15 protein-coding genes, 1 tRNA gene and 1 pseudogene are annotated in these 14,919 nt (G+C 58.0%); 8 read left to right on the top strand and 9 right to left on the bottom strand.

Features of this window, described 5'->3' with window-relative positions:
• The first annotated feature begins 84 nt into the window (after positions 1–84).
• The 3 genes from ACWB12_RS14165 (at position 85) to ACWB12_RS14175 (ending at position 3,643) form a co-directional block, all read left to right on the top strand.
• Positions 85–2,133 (top strand): ASKHA domain-containing protein, encoded by a 2,049-nt coding sequence (locus tag ACWB12_RS14165; RefSeq protein WP_479530742.1) that lies wholly within the window; start codon positions 85–87, stop codon positions 2,131–2,133.
• 61 nt (positions 2,134–2,194) lie between these two features.
• The gene (locus tag ACWB12_RS14170) at positions 2,195–3,559 is read left to right on the top strand and encodes an aspartate aminotransferase family protein (RefSeq protein ID WP_479530743.1); all 1,365 of its coding nucleotides are present in this window, start codon (positions 2,195–2,197) and stop codon (positions 3,557–3,559) included.
• Positions 3,560–3,569: 10 nt separating this feature from the next.
• A tRNA-Gly gene (locus ACWB12_RS14175) sits at positions 3,570–3,643 on the top strand.
• A gap of 257 nt (positions 3,644–3,900) precedes the next feature.
• Here the strand turns inward: ACWB12_RS14175 and ACWB12_RS14180 are convergent.
• The 7 genes from ACWB12_RS14180 to ACWB12_RS14210 all read right to left on the bottom strand — a co-directional run bounded on the left by ACWB12_RS14180 (position 3,901) and on the right by ACWB12_RS14210 (position 8,961).
• Positions 3,901–4,485, bottom strand: a complete 585-nt coding sequence (locus ACWB12_RS14180; protein ID WP_479530744.1) for an HNH endonuclease — start codon at positions 4,483–4,485, stop codon at positions 3,901–3,903.
• A 72-nt stretch (positions 4,486–4,557) separates the two neighbouring features.
• Positions 4,558–5,223 (bottom strand): alpha/beta hydrolase, encoded by a 666-nt coding sequence (locus ACWB12_RS14185; RefSeq protein ID WP_479530745.1) that lies wholly within the window; start codon positions 5,221–5,223, stop codon positions 4,558–4,560.
• Positions 5,224–5,889 (bottom strand): alpha/beta hydrolase, encoded by a 666-nt coding sequence (locus ACWB12_RS14190; protein ID WP_479530746.1) that lies wholly within the window; start codon positions 5,887–5,889, stop codon positions 5,224–5,226.
• A 1-nt stretch (position 5,890) separates the two neighbouring features.
• Positions 5,891–6,514 (bottom strand): DNA-3-methyladenine glycosylase family protein, encoded by a 624-nt coding sequence (locus ACWB12_RS14195; protein ID WP_479530747.1) that lies wholly within the window; start codon positions 6,512–6,514, stop codon positions 5,891–5,893.
• The gene (locus tag ACWB12_RS14200) at positions 6,511–7,245 is read right to left on the bottom strand and encodes a cobalt-precorrin-6A reductase (protein ID WP_479530748.1); all 735 of its coding nucleotides are present in this window, start codon (positions 7,243–7,245) and stop codon (positions 6,511–6,513) included. The genes ACWB12_RS14195 and ACWB12_RS14200 overlap by 4 nt, the downstream gene beginning before the upstream one ends.
• Positions 7,242–8,291 carry a cobalt-precorrin-5B (C(1))-methyltransferase gene (locus ACWB12_RS14205; RefSeq protein ID WP_479530749.1) on the bottom strand — a complete coding sequence of 350 codons (1,050 nt, stop codon included), beginning with the start codon at positions 8,289–8,291 and terminating at the stop codon, positions 7,242–7,244. The genes ACWB12_RS14200 and ACWB12_RS14205 overlap by 4 nt, the downstream gene beginning before the upstream one ends.
• Before the next feature lie 70 nt (positions 8,292–8,361).
• A complete protein-coding gene (locus ACWB12_RS14210; RefSeq protein ID WP_479530750.1) occupies positions 8,362–8,961 on the bottom strand; it encodes a TetR/AcrR family transcriptional regulator in 600 nt (199 codons plus the stop codon).
• A 390-nt stretch (positions 8,962–9,351) separates the two neighbouring features.
• On the opposite strand from ACWB12_RS14210, the gene ACWB12_RS14215 reads away from it, so the two are divergent.
• The 5 genes from ACWB12_RS14215 (at position 9,352) to ACWB12_RS14235 (ending at position 13,740) form a co-directional block, all read left to right on the top strand.
• The gene (locus ACWB12_RS14215; protein ID WP_479530751.1) at positions 9,352–9,915 is read left to right on the top strand and encodes an anthrone oxygenase family protein; all 564 of its coding nucleotides are present in this window, start codon (positions 9,352–9,354) and stop codon (positions 9,913–9,915) included.
• Positions 9,916–9,921: 6 nt separating this feature from the next.
• Positions 9,922–10,680, top strand: coding sequence for a uroporphyrinogen-III C-methyltransferase (gene cobA / locus ACWB12_RS14220; RefSeq protein ID WP_479530752.1), 759 nt, complete (start codon positions 9,922–9,924; stop codon positions 10,678–10,680).
• Positions 10,673–11,944: a cobyrinate a,c-diamide synthase gene (locus ACWB12_RS14225; RefSeq protein WP_479530753.1), complete on the top strand. Its 1,272-nt coding sequence runs from the start codon at positions 10,673–10,675 to the stop codon at positions 11,942–11,944. The genes cobA and ACWB12_RS14225 overlap by 8 nt, the downstream gene beginning before the upstream one ends.
• Positions 11,945–11,997: 53 nt before the next feature.
• The gene (locus ACWB12_RS14230; protein ID WP_479530754.1) at positions 11,998–13,224 is read left to right on the top strand and encodes an MFS transporter; all 1,227 of its coding nucleotides are present in this window, start codon (positions 11,998–12,000) and stop codon (positions 13,222–13,224) included.
• A gap of 264 nt (positions 13,225–13,488) precedes the next feature.
• The gene (locus ACWB12_RS14235; RefSeq protein ID WP_479530755.1) at positions 13,489–13,740 is read left to right on the top strand and encodes a hypothetical protein; all 252 of its coding nucleotides are present in this window, start codon (positions 13,489–13,491) and stop codon (positions 13,738–13,740) included.
• Positions 13,741–13,742: 2 nt separating this feature from the next.
• Here the strand turns inward: ACWB12_RS14235 and ACWB12_RS14240 are convergent, their stop codons facing one another.
• Together ACWB12_RS14240 and ACWB12_RS14245 are read right to left on the bottom strand one after the other, a co-directional pair.
• A complete protein-coding gene (locus ACWB12_RS14240) occupies positions 13,743–14,510 on the bottom strand; it encodes a squalene/phytoene synthase family protein (RefSeq protein ID WP_479530756.1) in 768 nt (255 codons plus the stop codon).
• A pseudogene (locus tag ACWB12_RS14245) lies at positions 14,507–14,919 on the bottom strand (class I SAM-dependent methyltransferase); the annotation flags it as partial. The gene ACWB12_RS14240 and the pseudogene ACWB12_RS14245, both read right to left, overlap by 4 nt.

Genomic DNA, 14,919 nt, shown 5'->3' on the forward strand with positions numbered 1-14,919 from the left:
CCCCTCTGCGTCGCGCTTGAGCATTGCACCTTGGCCCCGACCCTTTAATAAGGAAGGGGAAACAGGCAGACAGGCGCGACTGATATGGCAAAATCCGATCCTCTGGTGATCTTCACCCCCTCCGGCAAGCGCGGCAACTTCGCCGTTGGCACCCCCGTTCTGACCGCCGCCCGTCAATTGGGCGTCGATCTGGACAGCGTTTGCGGCGGGCGCGGCATTTGTTCGCGCTGCCAGATCACCCCGTCCTATGGTGAATTCCCCAAGCATGGCGTCAGCGTGGCCAAGGATGCGCTAAGCGAATGGAACAGTGTTGAGGAGCGTTACAAGTCCATTCGCGGGCTGATTGACGGGCGGCGTCTGGGCTGTCAGGCGAAAATCGAGACCGACGTGGTGATTGATGTTCCCCCCGAAAGCCAAGTCCACAAACAAGTGGTGCGCAAACGGGCCGAGGCCCGCGACATCACCCTGAACCCCACCGTGCATCTGTATTATGTCGAGGTTGAGCAGCCCGATATGCATGAGCCCTCCGGCGATCTGGAGCGGCTGATTGCTGCGCTTAAGGACCAGTGGAAGCTGGGCGAGATCAGTGCCGATCTGTCGGTTCTAACCAGCCTGCAAAACACCCTGCGCAAAGGCGAATGGAAAGTCACCGTCGCCCTGCATCAGGCCGAAGACGACGCACCCCACACCATCCTGCGCCTGTGGTCCGGCTTTTTCGATAGCCCCGTCTATGGCCTCGCCGTTGACCTAGGCTCCACCACCATCGCCGCCCACCTGTGCGATCTGCAAACCGGCGAGGTCACGGCCTCAAGCGGCATCATGAACCCGCAAATCCGTTTTGGCGAAGATTTGATGAGCCGCGTGTCCTACGGCATGATGAACGAGGGCGGCGCGCAGGAAATGACCGCAGCGGTGGTTGAGGGCATGAACGCGCTGTTCACCCAGATCGCGGCCGAAGCCGTGATCGATAAAACCCATATTCTGGACACAGTATTCGTCTGCAACCCCGTCATGCATCATCTGTTTTTGGGCATTGACCCGTACGAATTGGGCCAAGCCCCCTTCGCGCTGGCCACATCCGACGCGCTGCGCCTGAAAGCGTCCGATCTGGGCCTGACCCTGCACGATGAAACCCGCACCTACATCCTGCCCTGCATCGCGGGCCATGTCGGGGCCGATGCCGCCGCCGTGGCCCTGTCCGAAGCGCCGGATAAATCCGACGATCTGGTGCTGGTGGTGGATGTTGGCACCAACGCAGAACTGTTGCTGGGGAACAAGGAACGCGTGCTGGCCTGTTCCTCGCCCACCGGCCCCGCGTTCGAGGGCGCACAGATCAGTTCCGGCCAACGCGCCGCCCCCGGTGCGATTGAACATGTCACGATTGACCCCGTCACCAAGGATCCTCGCTTTCAGGTGATCGGCTCTGACCTGTGGTCGGACGAGGACGGCTTTGACGCCGCCATCGCCACCACCGGCGTGACCGGCATTTGTGGCTCTGGCATAATCGAGCTGGTGGCCGAAATGCGCATGGCGGGCATAGTCGATGGTCCCGGCCTGATCGGATCAGCCGAGCAAACCGGCACAACGCGCTGTTTTGCCGATGGGCGCACCAATTCCTATATGGTTTGGGATGGATCGGCCGAGGATGGCGCCGATGGTGGGCCGGTGATCACCGTCACCAACCGCGACATCCGCGAAATCCAGATGGCCAAGGCCGCGCTCTATTCCGGTGCCCGTCTGTTAATGGATAAATTCGAGGTCGATACCGTGGATCGCATCGTGCTGGCGGGCGCGTTTGGTGCACATATCTCACCCAAACACGCGATGGTGCTGGGGATGATCCCCGATTGTGTGCTGGACAAAGTCACGTCAGCTGGCAACGCCGCTGGCACCGGCGCGCGAATTGCGCTGCTGAACCGGTCGGCACGTGCCGAGATTGAACAAACGGTGCGGGAAATCCACAAAATTGAAACCGCAATCGAGCCACGGTTCCAAGAGCATTTCGTCAACGCCTCGGCGATCCCCAATTCGGCGGAACCCTTCCCGATCATGGCCACCCGCATCACCCTGCCGGATGTGAATTTTAACACAGGCGGTGGCGAAGGTGGCGGGCGTAGACGGCGGCGGAGGTAGGCTTGTTTCACCTTCGATCTGATGTATCCTAAGCAAAACCAACTTTGATCGAGGCCGCCTCATGTCACATATATTCCCGCGTCACTGCAAAGCCAAGCTGCCCACGGCCGTTGCGGCTGACGGGGTTTACCTGATCGATCAGACCGGCAAACGTTATCTAGACGCATCGGGCGGGGCAGCAATATCCTGCCTTGGTCATAGTGATGACAAGGTCACCGCCGCGATCAAGGTGCAGCTGGACAAGTTCGCCTTTGCCCACACGCGGTTTTTAACCTCACAACCGGCTGAAATGCTGGCGGACAAGCTGATTGAGAACGCGCCTGGTGATCTGGACAGAGTCTATATCGTTTCCGGTGGCTCCGAGTCGGTCGAGGCAGCGCTGAAACTGGCGCGGCAATACCATCTGGAACGCGGCCAACCCCAGCGCCAGCGCATTATAGCGCGCAACCACAGCTACCACGGCAACACGCTTGGCACCTTGGCGACGGGGGGCAATCAGGCGCGGCGCACCCCGTTTTCACCTTTGATGATCGAAACCAGCCATATCTCTGCCTGTTATGAATACCGCGACCGCAAAGAGGATGAGACCGCCTATGATTATGGCCAGCGCGTTGCTGGTGAACTGGAAGCCGAAATTCTGCGCCTTGGGCCGAACACAGTGATGGCATTCGTGGCCGAAACCGTGGTCGGGGCGACCTTGGGCGCGGTGGCGCCGATGGACGGCTATTTCAGCCGAATCCGCGAGATTTGCAACCAATACGGGGTGCTGCTGATACTGGACGAAGTGATGTGCGGCATGGGGCGTACCGGCAAGCTGTTTGCTTGTGATCATTACGGGACTGCCCCCGACATCATGACCATCGCCAAGGGACTGGGGGCTGGATATCAGCCGATTGGCGCGATGCTGTGCAGCAAGGCGATTTATCAGGAAATCGAGGCGGGCAGCGGATTTTTTCAACACGGCCACAGTTACGTTGGCCACCCCACCGCCTGCGCCGCCGCCCTTGCGGTGCTGGAACGGTTGGTTGACGACGGGCTGGTGGCGCGTTCGGCCAAGATGGGTGAGCGATTAAAAACGGCACTGGGTTTGGCCTTTGGTCAACACCCGCATGTCGGCGACATTCGCGGCACCGGATTGTTCATCGGCCTTGAATTTGTGGAAAACCGCAAGACCAAAGCGCCGTTTAATGCCAGCCGCGGGATCAATGCCGCGCTGAAGGATGCCTGTTTTCAGGCTGGCCTGATTTGTTACCCAATGGGCGGCGGTGTCGACGGGGTCAATGGCGACCACATCCTGCTGGCCCCGCCCTATATTTTAACGGACGCGCATATTTCCGAGATTGTTGAAAAACTGGGGCAGGCATTCGCGCAGGTGTTTGAGAGCAGACAAAGCCGCTTGACGAACTCCGCGTTGGCAATTACCTGATCCCCTGTAAGCGGGTGTAGCTCAATGGTAGAGCAGCAGCTTCCCAAGCTGAATACGAGGGTTCGATTCCCTTCACCCGCTCCATTCTACTGACCATTGGGCAATCTGGTTGTAATTACGGCAAAGCCGATATTGGCCATGTATTAGGTGATGCGTTTCTTAAAATATAACGGGTTGGAAAATTGTAATTTTCATACCGGAATTTACAAAATTCCGGTTGCATGATTGTCAGCTTCGTCCCTCATAACAGTCATATGGTTTTCATATGCAATTCATATAGTGCTATTTGTCCAATCGCGCCCACCCGTCTGTCGGTTTCAGGCATGTTGGCAACCATGCTATTATTCTTCCAGTTCCGCATCCCAATACAGGAAATCGATCCAGCTATCGTGCAGCAGGTTGGGCGGGAACCGGCGCCCGATATTGCGTAGTTGCTCGGCCTCGGGTTGGCGCGGCGGTTTTGATAATTGCAGCCCCGAACGGCGCAGGCTTTGCGAGCCTTTGCGCAGGTTGCAAGGCGAGCATGCCGCCACCACATTGCCCCAGCTGGTGATCCCGCCCGCCGCACGCGGCACAACATGATCAAAGGTCAAATCCCCTTTGGACCCGCAATACTGGCAGCTAAACCCATCACGTAAAAACAGGTTGAAGCGGGTGAATGCCACCTTCTTTTGCGGCGCAACATAGTCGCGCAACACCACAACTGATGGAATACGGATCTGGGTTGTCGGGCTATGCACCACCTGATCGTATTCGGCTAAAATATCGACACGGTCCAGATAGGCCGCCTTGATCGCCTCTTGCCAGGTCCACAGTGATAACGGGTAATAGGACAGTGGCCGGTAATCCGCGTTCAACACCAGCGCAGGGTTATGGCGCAGCGCACTTGGCTCTCTGACAAACTCGCATCTAAAGTCGCCTGACATGATCCTATAGCCCCCCAACTATTGGCGACTATATATCCTGTGGTGCGCCTGACAACCCCCACAATATATAGATTACGCAATCCCCAGTTTGTCGCGCATAAACGCCGCGGCCACGCTCAGGCCGTCGGGCGCAATTCCGTGGGCTGTGCCCTCCATCACATGGGCGAACACCTCGAACCCGGCTTGGGTCAGGGCATTCCCCGCCTCGGGCAGGCTGGCATATGGCACCACGTCATCCTGATCGCCGTGAACCAGCAACACAGGCGGCTTGGACACCGCATCATCAACCAGCGCATCAGGCGACATCAAGCGGCCGGAAAACCCGACCACCCCTGCCACGGCATCCTTGCGGCGCGGGGCCACATGCAGAGCCATCATCGTACCTTGGGAAAACCCGAACAGAATGGTTTTATCCGCCGTGATGCCTTCGTCCAACATTACCTTATCCAGATAGGCGTTCAGATCATCCACAGCCAAATCCATGCCCTTGGCAGAATCCTCTTCGCTTGATCCATCAATCCACGGGATCGGAAACCACTGGAACCCCATCGGGCTGCCGGCGCAATCTTCTGGCGCATCGGGTGCTACGAATACAGTGTCGGGCATATGCGCCGCCAGAGGGTCAGCCAGCCCAATCAAATCCTGCGCATTTGCACCATAGCCATGCAGGAACACGACCAAAGACGTTGCCTTACCCGAAGCTGCATCGCGCCTTACGCTGTTCAAAATCCGTGCCATTTATTCGATCCCCAGTTTTTCGCGCATAAATCCAGTCGCCACACTTAACCCGTCGCTGGCAATCCCGTGTGCGGCGTTTTCCATCACAAAGGCGTAAACCTCGAACCCCAATGTATCTAGCGCGAATTCCGCCTTGTTCAGCGCCTCAGGTGGCACCACTTCATCCTTATCGCCATGTAACAGCATCACTGGTGGTTTTGTGACCACTTCGTCACGCAAGGCATCAGGCAGCATCAAGGAGCCGGAAAACCCGACCACCGCCGCCAAAGGATCGGCGCGGCGCGGGGCCACTTGCAGGGCCATCATCGTGCCTTGGGAAAACCCGAACAGGATCACCTTGTCAGCGCTTATGTCTTCTTCGGCCATCACTCTGTCCAGATAGACATCCAGATCGCTGGCCGATTCCATCATGCCGCTAACGGCATCTTCTTCGCTCGCACCATCCACTTGCGGAACCGAAAACCATTGAAATCCGGCCGCATTACCAGCGCATTTTTCGGGCGCATTGGGGGCCACAAACACTGTGTCAGGAAAATATGGGGCCATCGTGTTGGCCAACCCCATCAGATCGTCGGCATCCGCACCATAGCCGTGCAAAAGCACCATCATTGATGTCGCCTTGCCCGAGTCCGCCGCGCGGCGCATACTTTTCAATTCCCGTGTCATATTATCTAATGCCTTCCCGTTGCTTTGCCACGCGGTAATAGGCCCACAACAGTCGCGCCGCAACCGCCCTCCAAGGGGCCCAGTCTGCGGCAATTTGGCGGAACTCGCGCTCGGATGGGCGGGCGGGTAGATCGAACAGCACCCGTGCCGCCTCTTGCAGCGCCAGATCGCCCGGCGGAAATACATCCGCATGGCCGAGCGAGAACATCGCGTATATTTCAGCAGTCCATGGGCCAATACCGGGCACCTTAACCAAGGTCGCAATCACCTCGTCACTCGGGGTGTTGCGCAGCGCCTTATAGTCAATCCTGGCTTCGACCAGCGCACGGGCATAACGGATTTTCTGACCGCTCAGGCCGCAGGCGCGAAGGTCATCGTCGCTGGCCCACATGATCTTGCGCGGGCCTGTCAGTTTAGCATCTTTCATCCGCCCCCAGATCGCCGCCGCCGCTGCCACCGAAATCTGCTGGCTCACGATCGCGTCCAGCAACGCGGTGAACCCGTCCTTGCGCAGGCGCAACGGCAGTGGGCCGGTCTGTTCCAGCGCCATAGCAAACCGCACATCCATCGCGGCCAGAGCTGCCGCCCCCTCGGTCACGCAAGCATCTGATGTGATAAACCTCATATCCGTGCCTTAACCCAATCCAGCGCCTCGCTTGCGGTTTTCACCCTAGCGCAGTCCAGCAATGGCGCTCGATTAATCAGTAACACCGGTATCCGTAACTGTCGCGCCGCGACCAGCTTACTTCGGCTTAGGATCCCGCCTGCGTTTTTCACCACCAGCCAGTCAACCTTGCGTCGGGTGAACAGCTCCACCTCATCCTCGACCGAGAACGGCGGTCGCCCGATCAGGTATTCACCGCCTTTGAATGGAAACTCTCCCTCGGAGGCATCAATCTGGCGGCAAATTATCTGGCGCCCTGTGAGATTGCCAAAACGATGCAAGGTCTGGCGCCCTGTGGCCAAAAACACCACTGATCCGGTTGGAATATGATCGGCGGCCGCAGTTTCATCGTCAATGAAGGTCCACAAGTCACCTTCTTGCGCCTGCCATTCGGGCCGCATGATTTGCACATGCGGTATGCCCATCTCAAACGTCACCTCGCAGCAGCGCTTGCTGATCTTGGCGGCAAACGGATGGGTGCCATCGACCACCGCGTCAAATTGCTGGTCTTGCAAATATTGCACAAACGCCGCCCGTCCGCCAAAGCCGCCGCTGCGCATTGGCACAGGTAAGTCCAGCGGCTCGCGGGTGACTCCGGCAAGCGATGCGATCACATTCACCTTCGGCTCATCCGCCAATGCCATCGCAAGGCTGCGCGCCTCGCTGGTTCCGGCCAGTAACAACAGTTTCATTCAGCAGCCTTTGCAATGATATTTCCAGCGCGGTCAATGATGATGATATCAACGCTCACCTCTGCATCACGCAGCACAGTTCTGACTGCTGACAATGCGCCTTTGGCAACCACTCCAGCCACCTTATCGCCTGCAATTTCATATGCTTCCAGTGCAGTGTTCACCTGATTCAGTCGTGCATCCCCGACCAGATCGGCAAGGGCTGAAAAGTCCACCTGACTGCGACCGGAATGCAGATCAACCGCGCCTTGGGCCAGCTTGGTGATCTTGCCAATACCACCGCCGATGGTCAGTCGTTCCACCGGATTACGGCGCAGGTATTTCAACAACCCACCGGCGAAATCGCCCATATCCAGCATCGCGTGATCCGGTAGGCCGTAATACGCCTGAACCGTTGCCTCACTGGTGGCCCCCGTGCATCCCGCCACATGTTTTGTCCCTGTGGCCCGCGCCACATCTACCCCGCGATGGATCGAGGCAATCCACGCCGAGCAGGAGAACGGGCGCACAACGCCGGTGGTGCCCAGAACCGACAAACCGCCCTTGATGCCTAAACGCGGGTTCCATGTTTTCAGCGCCAGTGCCGCGCCATTCACAATTGAAATGGTAATCTCGACATCCGCCGCCTGCCTGAACCGCTGCGCCATTTCCGCCACCACCCCCTGCATCATTTCGCGTGGTTTCGGGTTGATTGCTGGTTCACCCACCGCAATCGGCAATCCGGGTTTGGTGACAATGCCCACTCCGTCACCCGCCTTGAACACCATGCCGCCCGCACGGACACAAACTCGCGCCCTCACCTCGGCCCCGTGGGTCACATCGGGATCATCGCCCGCATCCTTGATGATGCCCGCCTCAAACCATCCCGTCCCGTGCTGCGTGTTCACCACATCAAAATCCGGTGTCTCGCCCTTTGGCAAAGTGATCGACACCACATCGGGAAACCCGTCCCCCCACAGCGCCATCAACGCCGCTTTTACAGCAGCGGTGGCACAAGCGCCCGTGGTCCAGCCACGGCGCAATTTTGGTGCAGGTGTCTCACTCATCAGGCGGACTATAGGCCGTGAAATCGGTGCCGCCAATCCGTTCTCTTACAATCAAAGCTATTGGCAAAATTTATTGTCCCAAAAGCTTAAGGGTCATTTTATAGGCACGGTCCGAGCGCATCGTGATTTCGACTTCGGTTAGTGGCGCAACCACTCCGATCAAGCGCCGAACCTGCACGTCGCCAACCAACAGGCTTATATAGAGTTCTGCGGCCTCTGCCGATGAGATGCCCACCGGCCCAATTTCAGCGATCAACCTCTGAAAAACCGCCTCGATCATCGGCAGAATGGTTTCGCGTCCACCTCTGGCCAGTGCATTGCCCAGCTCACCACTTGTATCCGCTGCCGCGGCGCGATTAAGCGCGATGGCCCGCTCACTCACCAGCAACCCTAGCAGTTTTGGACCCAGAATCCTGAGCACATCGCGTGGTGCAACAGTATCGGGCATATCGGCCTCAAGCACGGCCTTCACATCCAGAGTATTGCGCTCTATTAATGATAAAAACAGCCCCAGCTTATCACCATACCAACGGTATAGCGTTTCATTCGATGCCTTGGCGCGCTTGGCCACGCTTAACATCGATGTGCCCGCATAACCCTTTTTCTCAAACAGCTCATAGGCGGCCTGCTCGATCTGCTCTTGGCGTTTTCGCCTATTTTCCTGTCGCATCCATACCTCCATAATACTTGCCTTGACAATTACCGTATAGACAATTACGGACATCCTGCAATCCGTCATGCTTGCATCCCTGTATGCCCAGATTGCACCCCACCCTCCGGCAATCATCCCGCCATTTTCCATTGCACCCTTTCTGGCGGTCGCATTATCGGTTGCGACATGTGCCTTCCTGCTGGGACCCACCTCAACTCGCGCTGGACGTGGATTTAGCCTATTGGCATGTTTGCTTGCGCTGGTGTCTTTTGGGCCGCAAAAATACTTTGACGTAGCCTTTGCACAAATTTGGCCAGCGGTCATTGCCGCCCAGATCACAATATTGGCTCTTGCATATATTTGCCTGCGCCCCGCCCGCTAAACCTTTGTGAATAAAAGGAGATAACGATGCCTATATTATTGCAACTGACCGCTTTCACCTCGCTGTTACTGAATGGTGCAATCTTTGGGTTTTTCTACGCATGGATATGTTCGACCATGTGGGGGCTGGATGCGGCAGACCCGCGAACAGCGATTGCTGCGATGCAGGCGATGAACAGTTCTGTGCGCAATATCGTGTTTGCACCCGCGTTCATTACCACACCGTTTGTGCTGTTACTGGCAGGCATGGTTGCATGGAGGATGCAGCTCACCAAATCCGCTATTTTATTTAGTATGGCAGGTCTGGTTTATCTGTTTGGCGGATTAATCCTGACGGTTGGGGTGAACGTGCAGATGAATACCGCCCTTGGGCAGGTGACAATTCCCGATGATGTAACCGCAGCCCGCGATATCTGGACCCGTTATTCACAACCGCGGCAGGTGTATAATATTCTGCGGGCTCTGGCTTCTGGCCTTGCCCTATTGTTGACGGGCATCGGTATATATTTGATGACCGGCGATACGGCACATTGCAAAGAACATTGGCAGGGAGAAGGAGCGGCTTTTCCAGAGTCGCGTCACAGTGCATAAGGAGGCATGAACGAATCTCTTTCCCTGCCCCAATTTCCCGCAGGCCACGTCTGGTTGTGCGGCGCAGGCCCCGGTGATGCGGGCCTGCTGACGCTGCACGCACTAAACGCACTAAAGCAGGCCGATGTGGTGGTGCACGACGCACTGATCGGGGCGGATATTCTGGCCTTGGCACGGGATGGGGCCGAAATTGTCTATGCGGGCAAACGCGGCGGGCAATCGGCGACACAATCCGATATTTCACAAAGGCTGGTCACGCTGGCGCAATCGGGCAAACGGGTGCTGCGCCTGAAGGGTGGAGATCCTTTTATGTTCGGGCGCGGGGCTGAAGAGGCGCAAGCGCTGGCCGCCCACAGCATCCCGTTTCGGATTATCCCGGGGATATCGGCGGGGATTGGCGGGCTGGCAGCGGCTGGTATTCCGGTGACGCACCGCGATGTAAACACGGCTGTGACCTTTGTTACTGGCCATGATAACAGCACTGATTGGAACGCTATTTCAAAGGCTTCCGAGGTGATCGTGATCTATATGGGGCTAAAACGGATTGAGATCATTGCCGAGGCAGTGATCGCTGCGGGGCGCGGGGTGGATGAACCTGTCGCGGTTGTCACCGACGCCAGCCTGCCAACGCAACAGGTGCTGGAAACCACATTGGGCACGGTGGCACAGGACCTTGCCACCACCCCGATGGCCCCACCCGCCATAATCTGCATCGGGCGCACTGTGTCTCTGCGAGACATTCTGAACGGGGGCCAGCATGGGTAACGGTCTGATCCTGTCCGCCCCCAATTCGGGCGCGGGCAAAACCACTCTGACGCTGGGCATCCTGCATGCGCTCTCAAGGCGCGGCATGTCTGTGCGCGGGGCTAAATCCGGCCCTGACTATATTGATCCGCGCTTTCACGAAGCAGCTTGCGGGCTGACCTGCCCCAATCTGGACGCATGGGCGATGTCACCTGACCGTATCATCACAATGGCCGCTGGCGATGGCATGTTGGTGATCGAGGGCGCGATGGGCCTGTTTGATGGCGCACCGCCCGATGGCAAGGGTGCCACCGCCGATCTGGCACGCCAGTTGCGCCTGCCGGTGGTGCTGATCGTGGATGCTGCCAAGACCGCGCAATCGGTCGCGCCCTTGGTCGCAGGGTTCGCCGCCCATGACGCCGATGTAAACGTCGCCGCCGTGATCCTGAACAACGTTGGATCGCCGCGTCACGAGGCCATGTTGCGCCGGGCACTGACCCCGCTGGGCCTGCCGGTGCTGGGCGCGATTTACCGACAAGACGGGCTGACGCACCCCTCGCGCCATCTGGGGCTGGTGCAGGCAGGCGAGCACCCCGATCTAGCCGCCTATCTGGCCCGCGCCGCCGATGCGGTCGAAGCCGCAATTGATCTAAACGCGCTTGCTAGCCTTGCCACCCCCCTGCCCGCCGCCACACCACCCGCGCGCCCAAAACCACCCGCACAACGCATCGCTATCGCGCAGGATCAGGCCTTCGCTTTTGCCTATCCACATCTGTTAGCCGACTGGTCTGCTGGCGGGGCGAGCTTGCGCTTCTTTTCACCTCTCGCCGATGATCCGGCTCCTGACGCTGATCTAATCTTCCTGCCCGGCGGCTACCCCGAACTGCACGCCGCAAAACTGTCCACCGCCGAAACGTTCCGCACCTCGATGCAGGCCGCCGCCACCAAAGGCACGCGAATTTACGGCGAATGCGGTGGCTATATGACGCTGGGCAACACCCTGACCGATGCCGATGGCGTAAGCCACGAAATGCTGGGCCTGCTGGCGCTCGACACATCTTTCGCCAAACGAAAACTGCACCTTGGCTATCGCACTGTCACCGCCACGTCCGGCCCGTTCAGCGGCAATTACGCCGCGCATGAATTCCACTACGCCACCACCACGGCCGCCAAAGGCACCCCGCTGTTCGCTGCCAAAGATGCCGAAGGCAACGACCTTGGCGCGTTCGGGTTGATCAACGGTGCCACCTGCGGCTCTTTCGCCCATCTGATTGAAAAGCTGTAACGATACAATTGCGGGGCTTCCCCTGCCCCGGCTTCCCCGCTAAGGGATAGGGCATGAGCACTGACATTTATATTCACACCGATGACGGCACAGCCAAACGCAACGTCGCCATTCTGGTTCTGGCCCAGGCCTTCCTTGGCGCGCAAATGCCGATCATCTTTATTCTGGGTGGTCTGGCCGGCCTTAGCCTTGCCGAAAACCCGTGTTTTGCCACCCTGCCGATTTCAATGATCATTCTGGGTTCGGTTTTTGCCGCCACCCCGATGTCGGCCTTCATGCAGAAATTCGGGCGACGCGCAGGGTTTATGCTGGGCACGGGGTTTGGCGCGACAGGGGCCTCTATCAGCGCTTATGGCCTCTATACCCAGTCATTTACGGTGTTCATCGCCGGATCATTGTTCACCGGCGTTTATATGTCCTGTCAGGGGTTTTACCGATTTGCCGCCGCCGACACATCTACAGCAGAGTTCCGGCCAAAGGCGATTTCCTATGTTCTGGCTGGCGGATTGGCCGCCGCAATTATCGGCCCGCAACTGGTCAAGGCGACCTCGGATGTGATGGTGATCCCGTTTCTGGGTGCCTATCTGACAGTGATCGCGATCAACATTGTCGGCTCGCTGATGTTCCTGTTCCTGAACATCCCGACACCGCCTGCCCCATCAGAAGATACCCCGGCAGGACGTAGCCGGATGGAACTGTTGAAAACACCGGTGATCGCAGTGGCGATCATCTGTGCCATGGTGTCCTACGCGTTGATGAACCTGGCGATGACGTCAACACCGCTGGCGGTTGTTGGTTGCGGATTTGAGCGGGACAACGCAGCCGATATTGTGTCATCGCACGTTTTGGCGATGTATATCCCGTCCTTCTTTACCGGCCACCTGATTGCCCGCTTCGGTCCGGTTAAAATCATCTCGCTCGGCTTGGTTATTCTAGGCGGGGCTGGTGCTACAGCGATGACCGGCGTTCAGTTGGAAAACTTTTATGTCTCGCTGATCCTGCTGGGCATAGGCTGGAACTTTGGCTACATCGGCGCAACTTCAATGTTGGCGGCCTCCTATGAGCCCGAGGAACGCGGCCGCATTCAGGGCCTGAACGATATGTTGGTGTTTGGCGGCGTGGTGGTTGCCTCGCTGGCGTCGGGCGGATTGATGAACTGCTCGGGCGGGGACGCGCAGGAAGGCTGGCAAGCGGTCAATCTGGCGATGATCCCGTTTTTGGCGCTGGCCGGTGCTGCTTTGATCTGGCTGGTGATGCGCCCGTCAGAGGACATGGCCTGACCCCCCCCATTTTGTTCCATACTGCAATTTGCATTCACCTGAATCAGAAACCACCCCAAGTGTGGGTGATTTCTGATGCCTTATTTCATCATTAAATGCAAAACGCTGGAAATATCTGCGCCGCAGGATCAATAATTATGGGACCCGCCAGGCCTCAGTTCAACGTCTGGTATCGGCAGATATGTGCCATGCTGATCCGTTTTATTGCCCAAACAGCCCCAAATTGATAAACTGTAGATCAATACGGCAACAAAGGGTTCCTAAATGTTTGACCGCCTGCTTAATCGTTTCTACCCGTTGTTCAATATTGCCGCGCTGATTGGTATGCTCTGCGGGCTTGCCTTCATCGGCATGGGGACCGCCCGCTATTTTGACAAAATCGACATGGGCGAGTCATTTGAAAAGATCGAGCCGATCTGGATGATCGCAGGCGGCGCGGGCATTATGCTGGCAGTCTGGCTAAAACGCCACAAAATCAAAGTAGAGATCGAGGCCGCAAAGATGCGCGGCCACTGACCCTACCAGCGCCCCGTCATGGATTTTAGCAATAGTGCGCCACGGCGGGTAGATTCCGACGGGGCCAAACGTCCCTCCTGCACCCGAACCGGATCGCGCACCGCCCGTTTCAACACCCCGCGCGCCTGCCAGCCGGAGCGCAACGCATGCGCCGCAGGTTTCAACATCCGCCGGTCCGCCATATCCATCCGCTGTAATGCACCACGCGCCAGCGCCGACACGGCTGCATCATCTGGATCAATCAATGGTCTGCGCCCCCGCGTTATCAGGTCAGGCGTGGCCCGCAACCAGTTTGCCACCCCGACCCCATAGGCGTAATCGCGCACCGCACTTTCGGCCACGTCGTTCGCACCAACCAGACGCGCCCCCAACCAGACCAAATGCCCCGTTGTGTGGTCGATATAGCGCTCGAACTGGGCAGAATCTTCAAACGGATCACGGTAAATGTCCCAACGCCGCACCGCTGCCATTTCATCGAACAACCCAATCGGCAGCGCATGCTCTTCGATCAAATCACGCAATTTCCCGACCAAATCATGGCGCGGCGGCGTGCGTCCCTCGCCAATCGCCGCTACAACATCGCGCCAGAATTGCACCCGCATCTCGGCGATCATTTCCTCATTACTGGTCCAAGGGGCGCAGGCCACCTCTACGTTGAAGGCATAGAGGGTGAACAAACGTTGGCGCAGATCAGGCGGGGTCGTCATCACCGACAAAAACCGGTCCGCATCCCCCTTGCGCACAATCTCGACAATCGCATCCATGCTCATTTTGGCCGGACCACGCTTAATAAAGAACCATAGTCATCCCCATGCGCCCGCCACACTGCGATTTCCTCGGCGCTCTGGTCCAGAACCGCAGATAATTTGACGCCTGCATCCGGCCGCAACAGATCAATCCGTGCCTGTAGGGATGTGTAATATCCGGCCCATGCAGCAAGGGACAGGCGACGTGTGGCAATCGTTTCATAGCCCGCCGCCTGAATTTGCGATTTTATGCCCTGCGCATTGGTCATTGTCGGATATTCAGTCCAAAAATCGGCGGCCCGTTGCGCAGGGTTGTCGCGCCACCAGCACGGCTCGCGAAAGGCACTCACACCACCCTTGGCCAGCGCGGATTGCCGCACCTTCAACCCCGCAGTGATCCAGCGAAAGTCGACCGCCCCCGCCGACCCCAGCA

This window comes from Profundibacter sp., assembly GCF_056498605.1.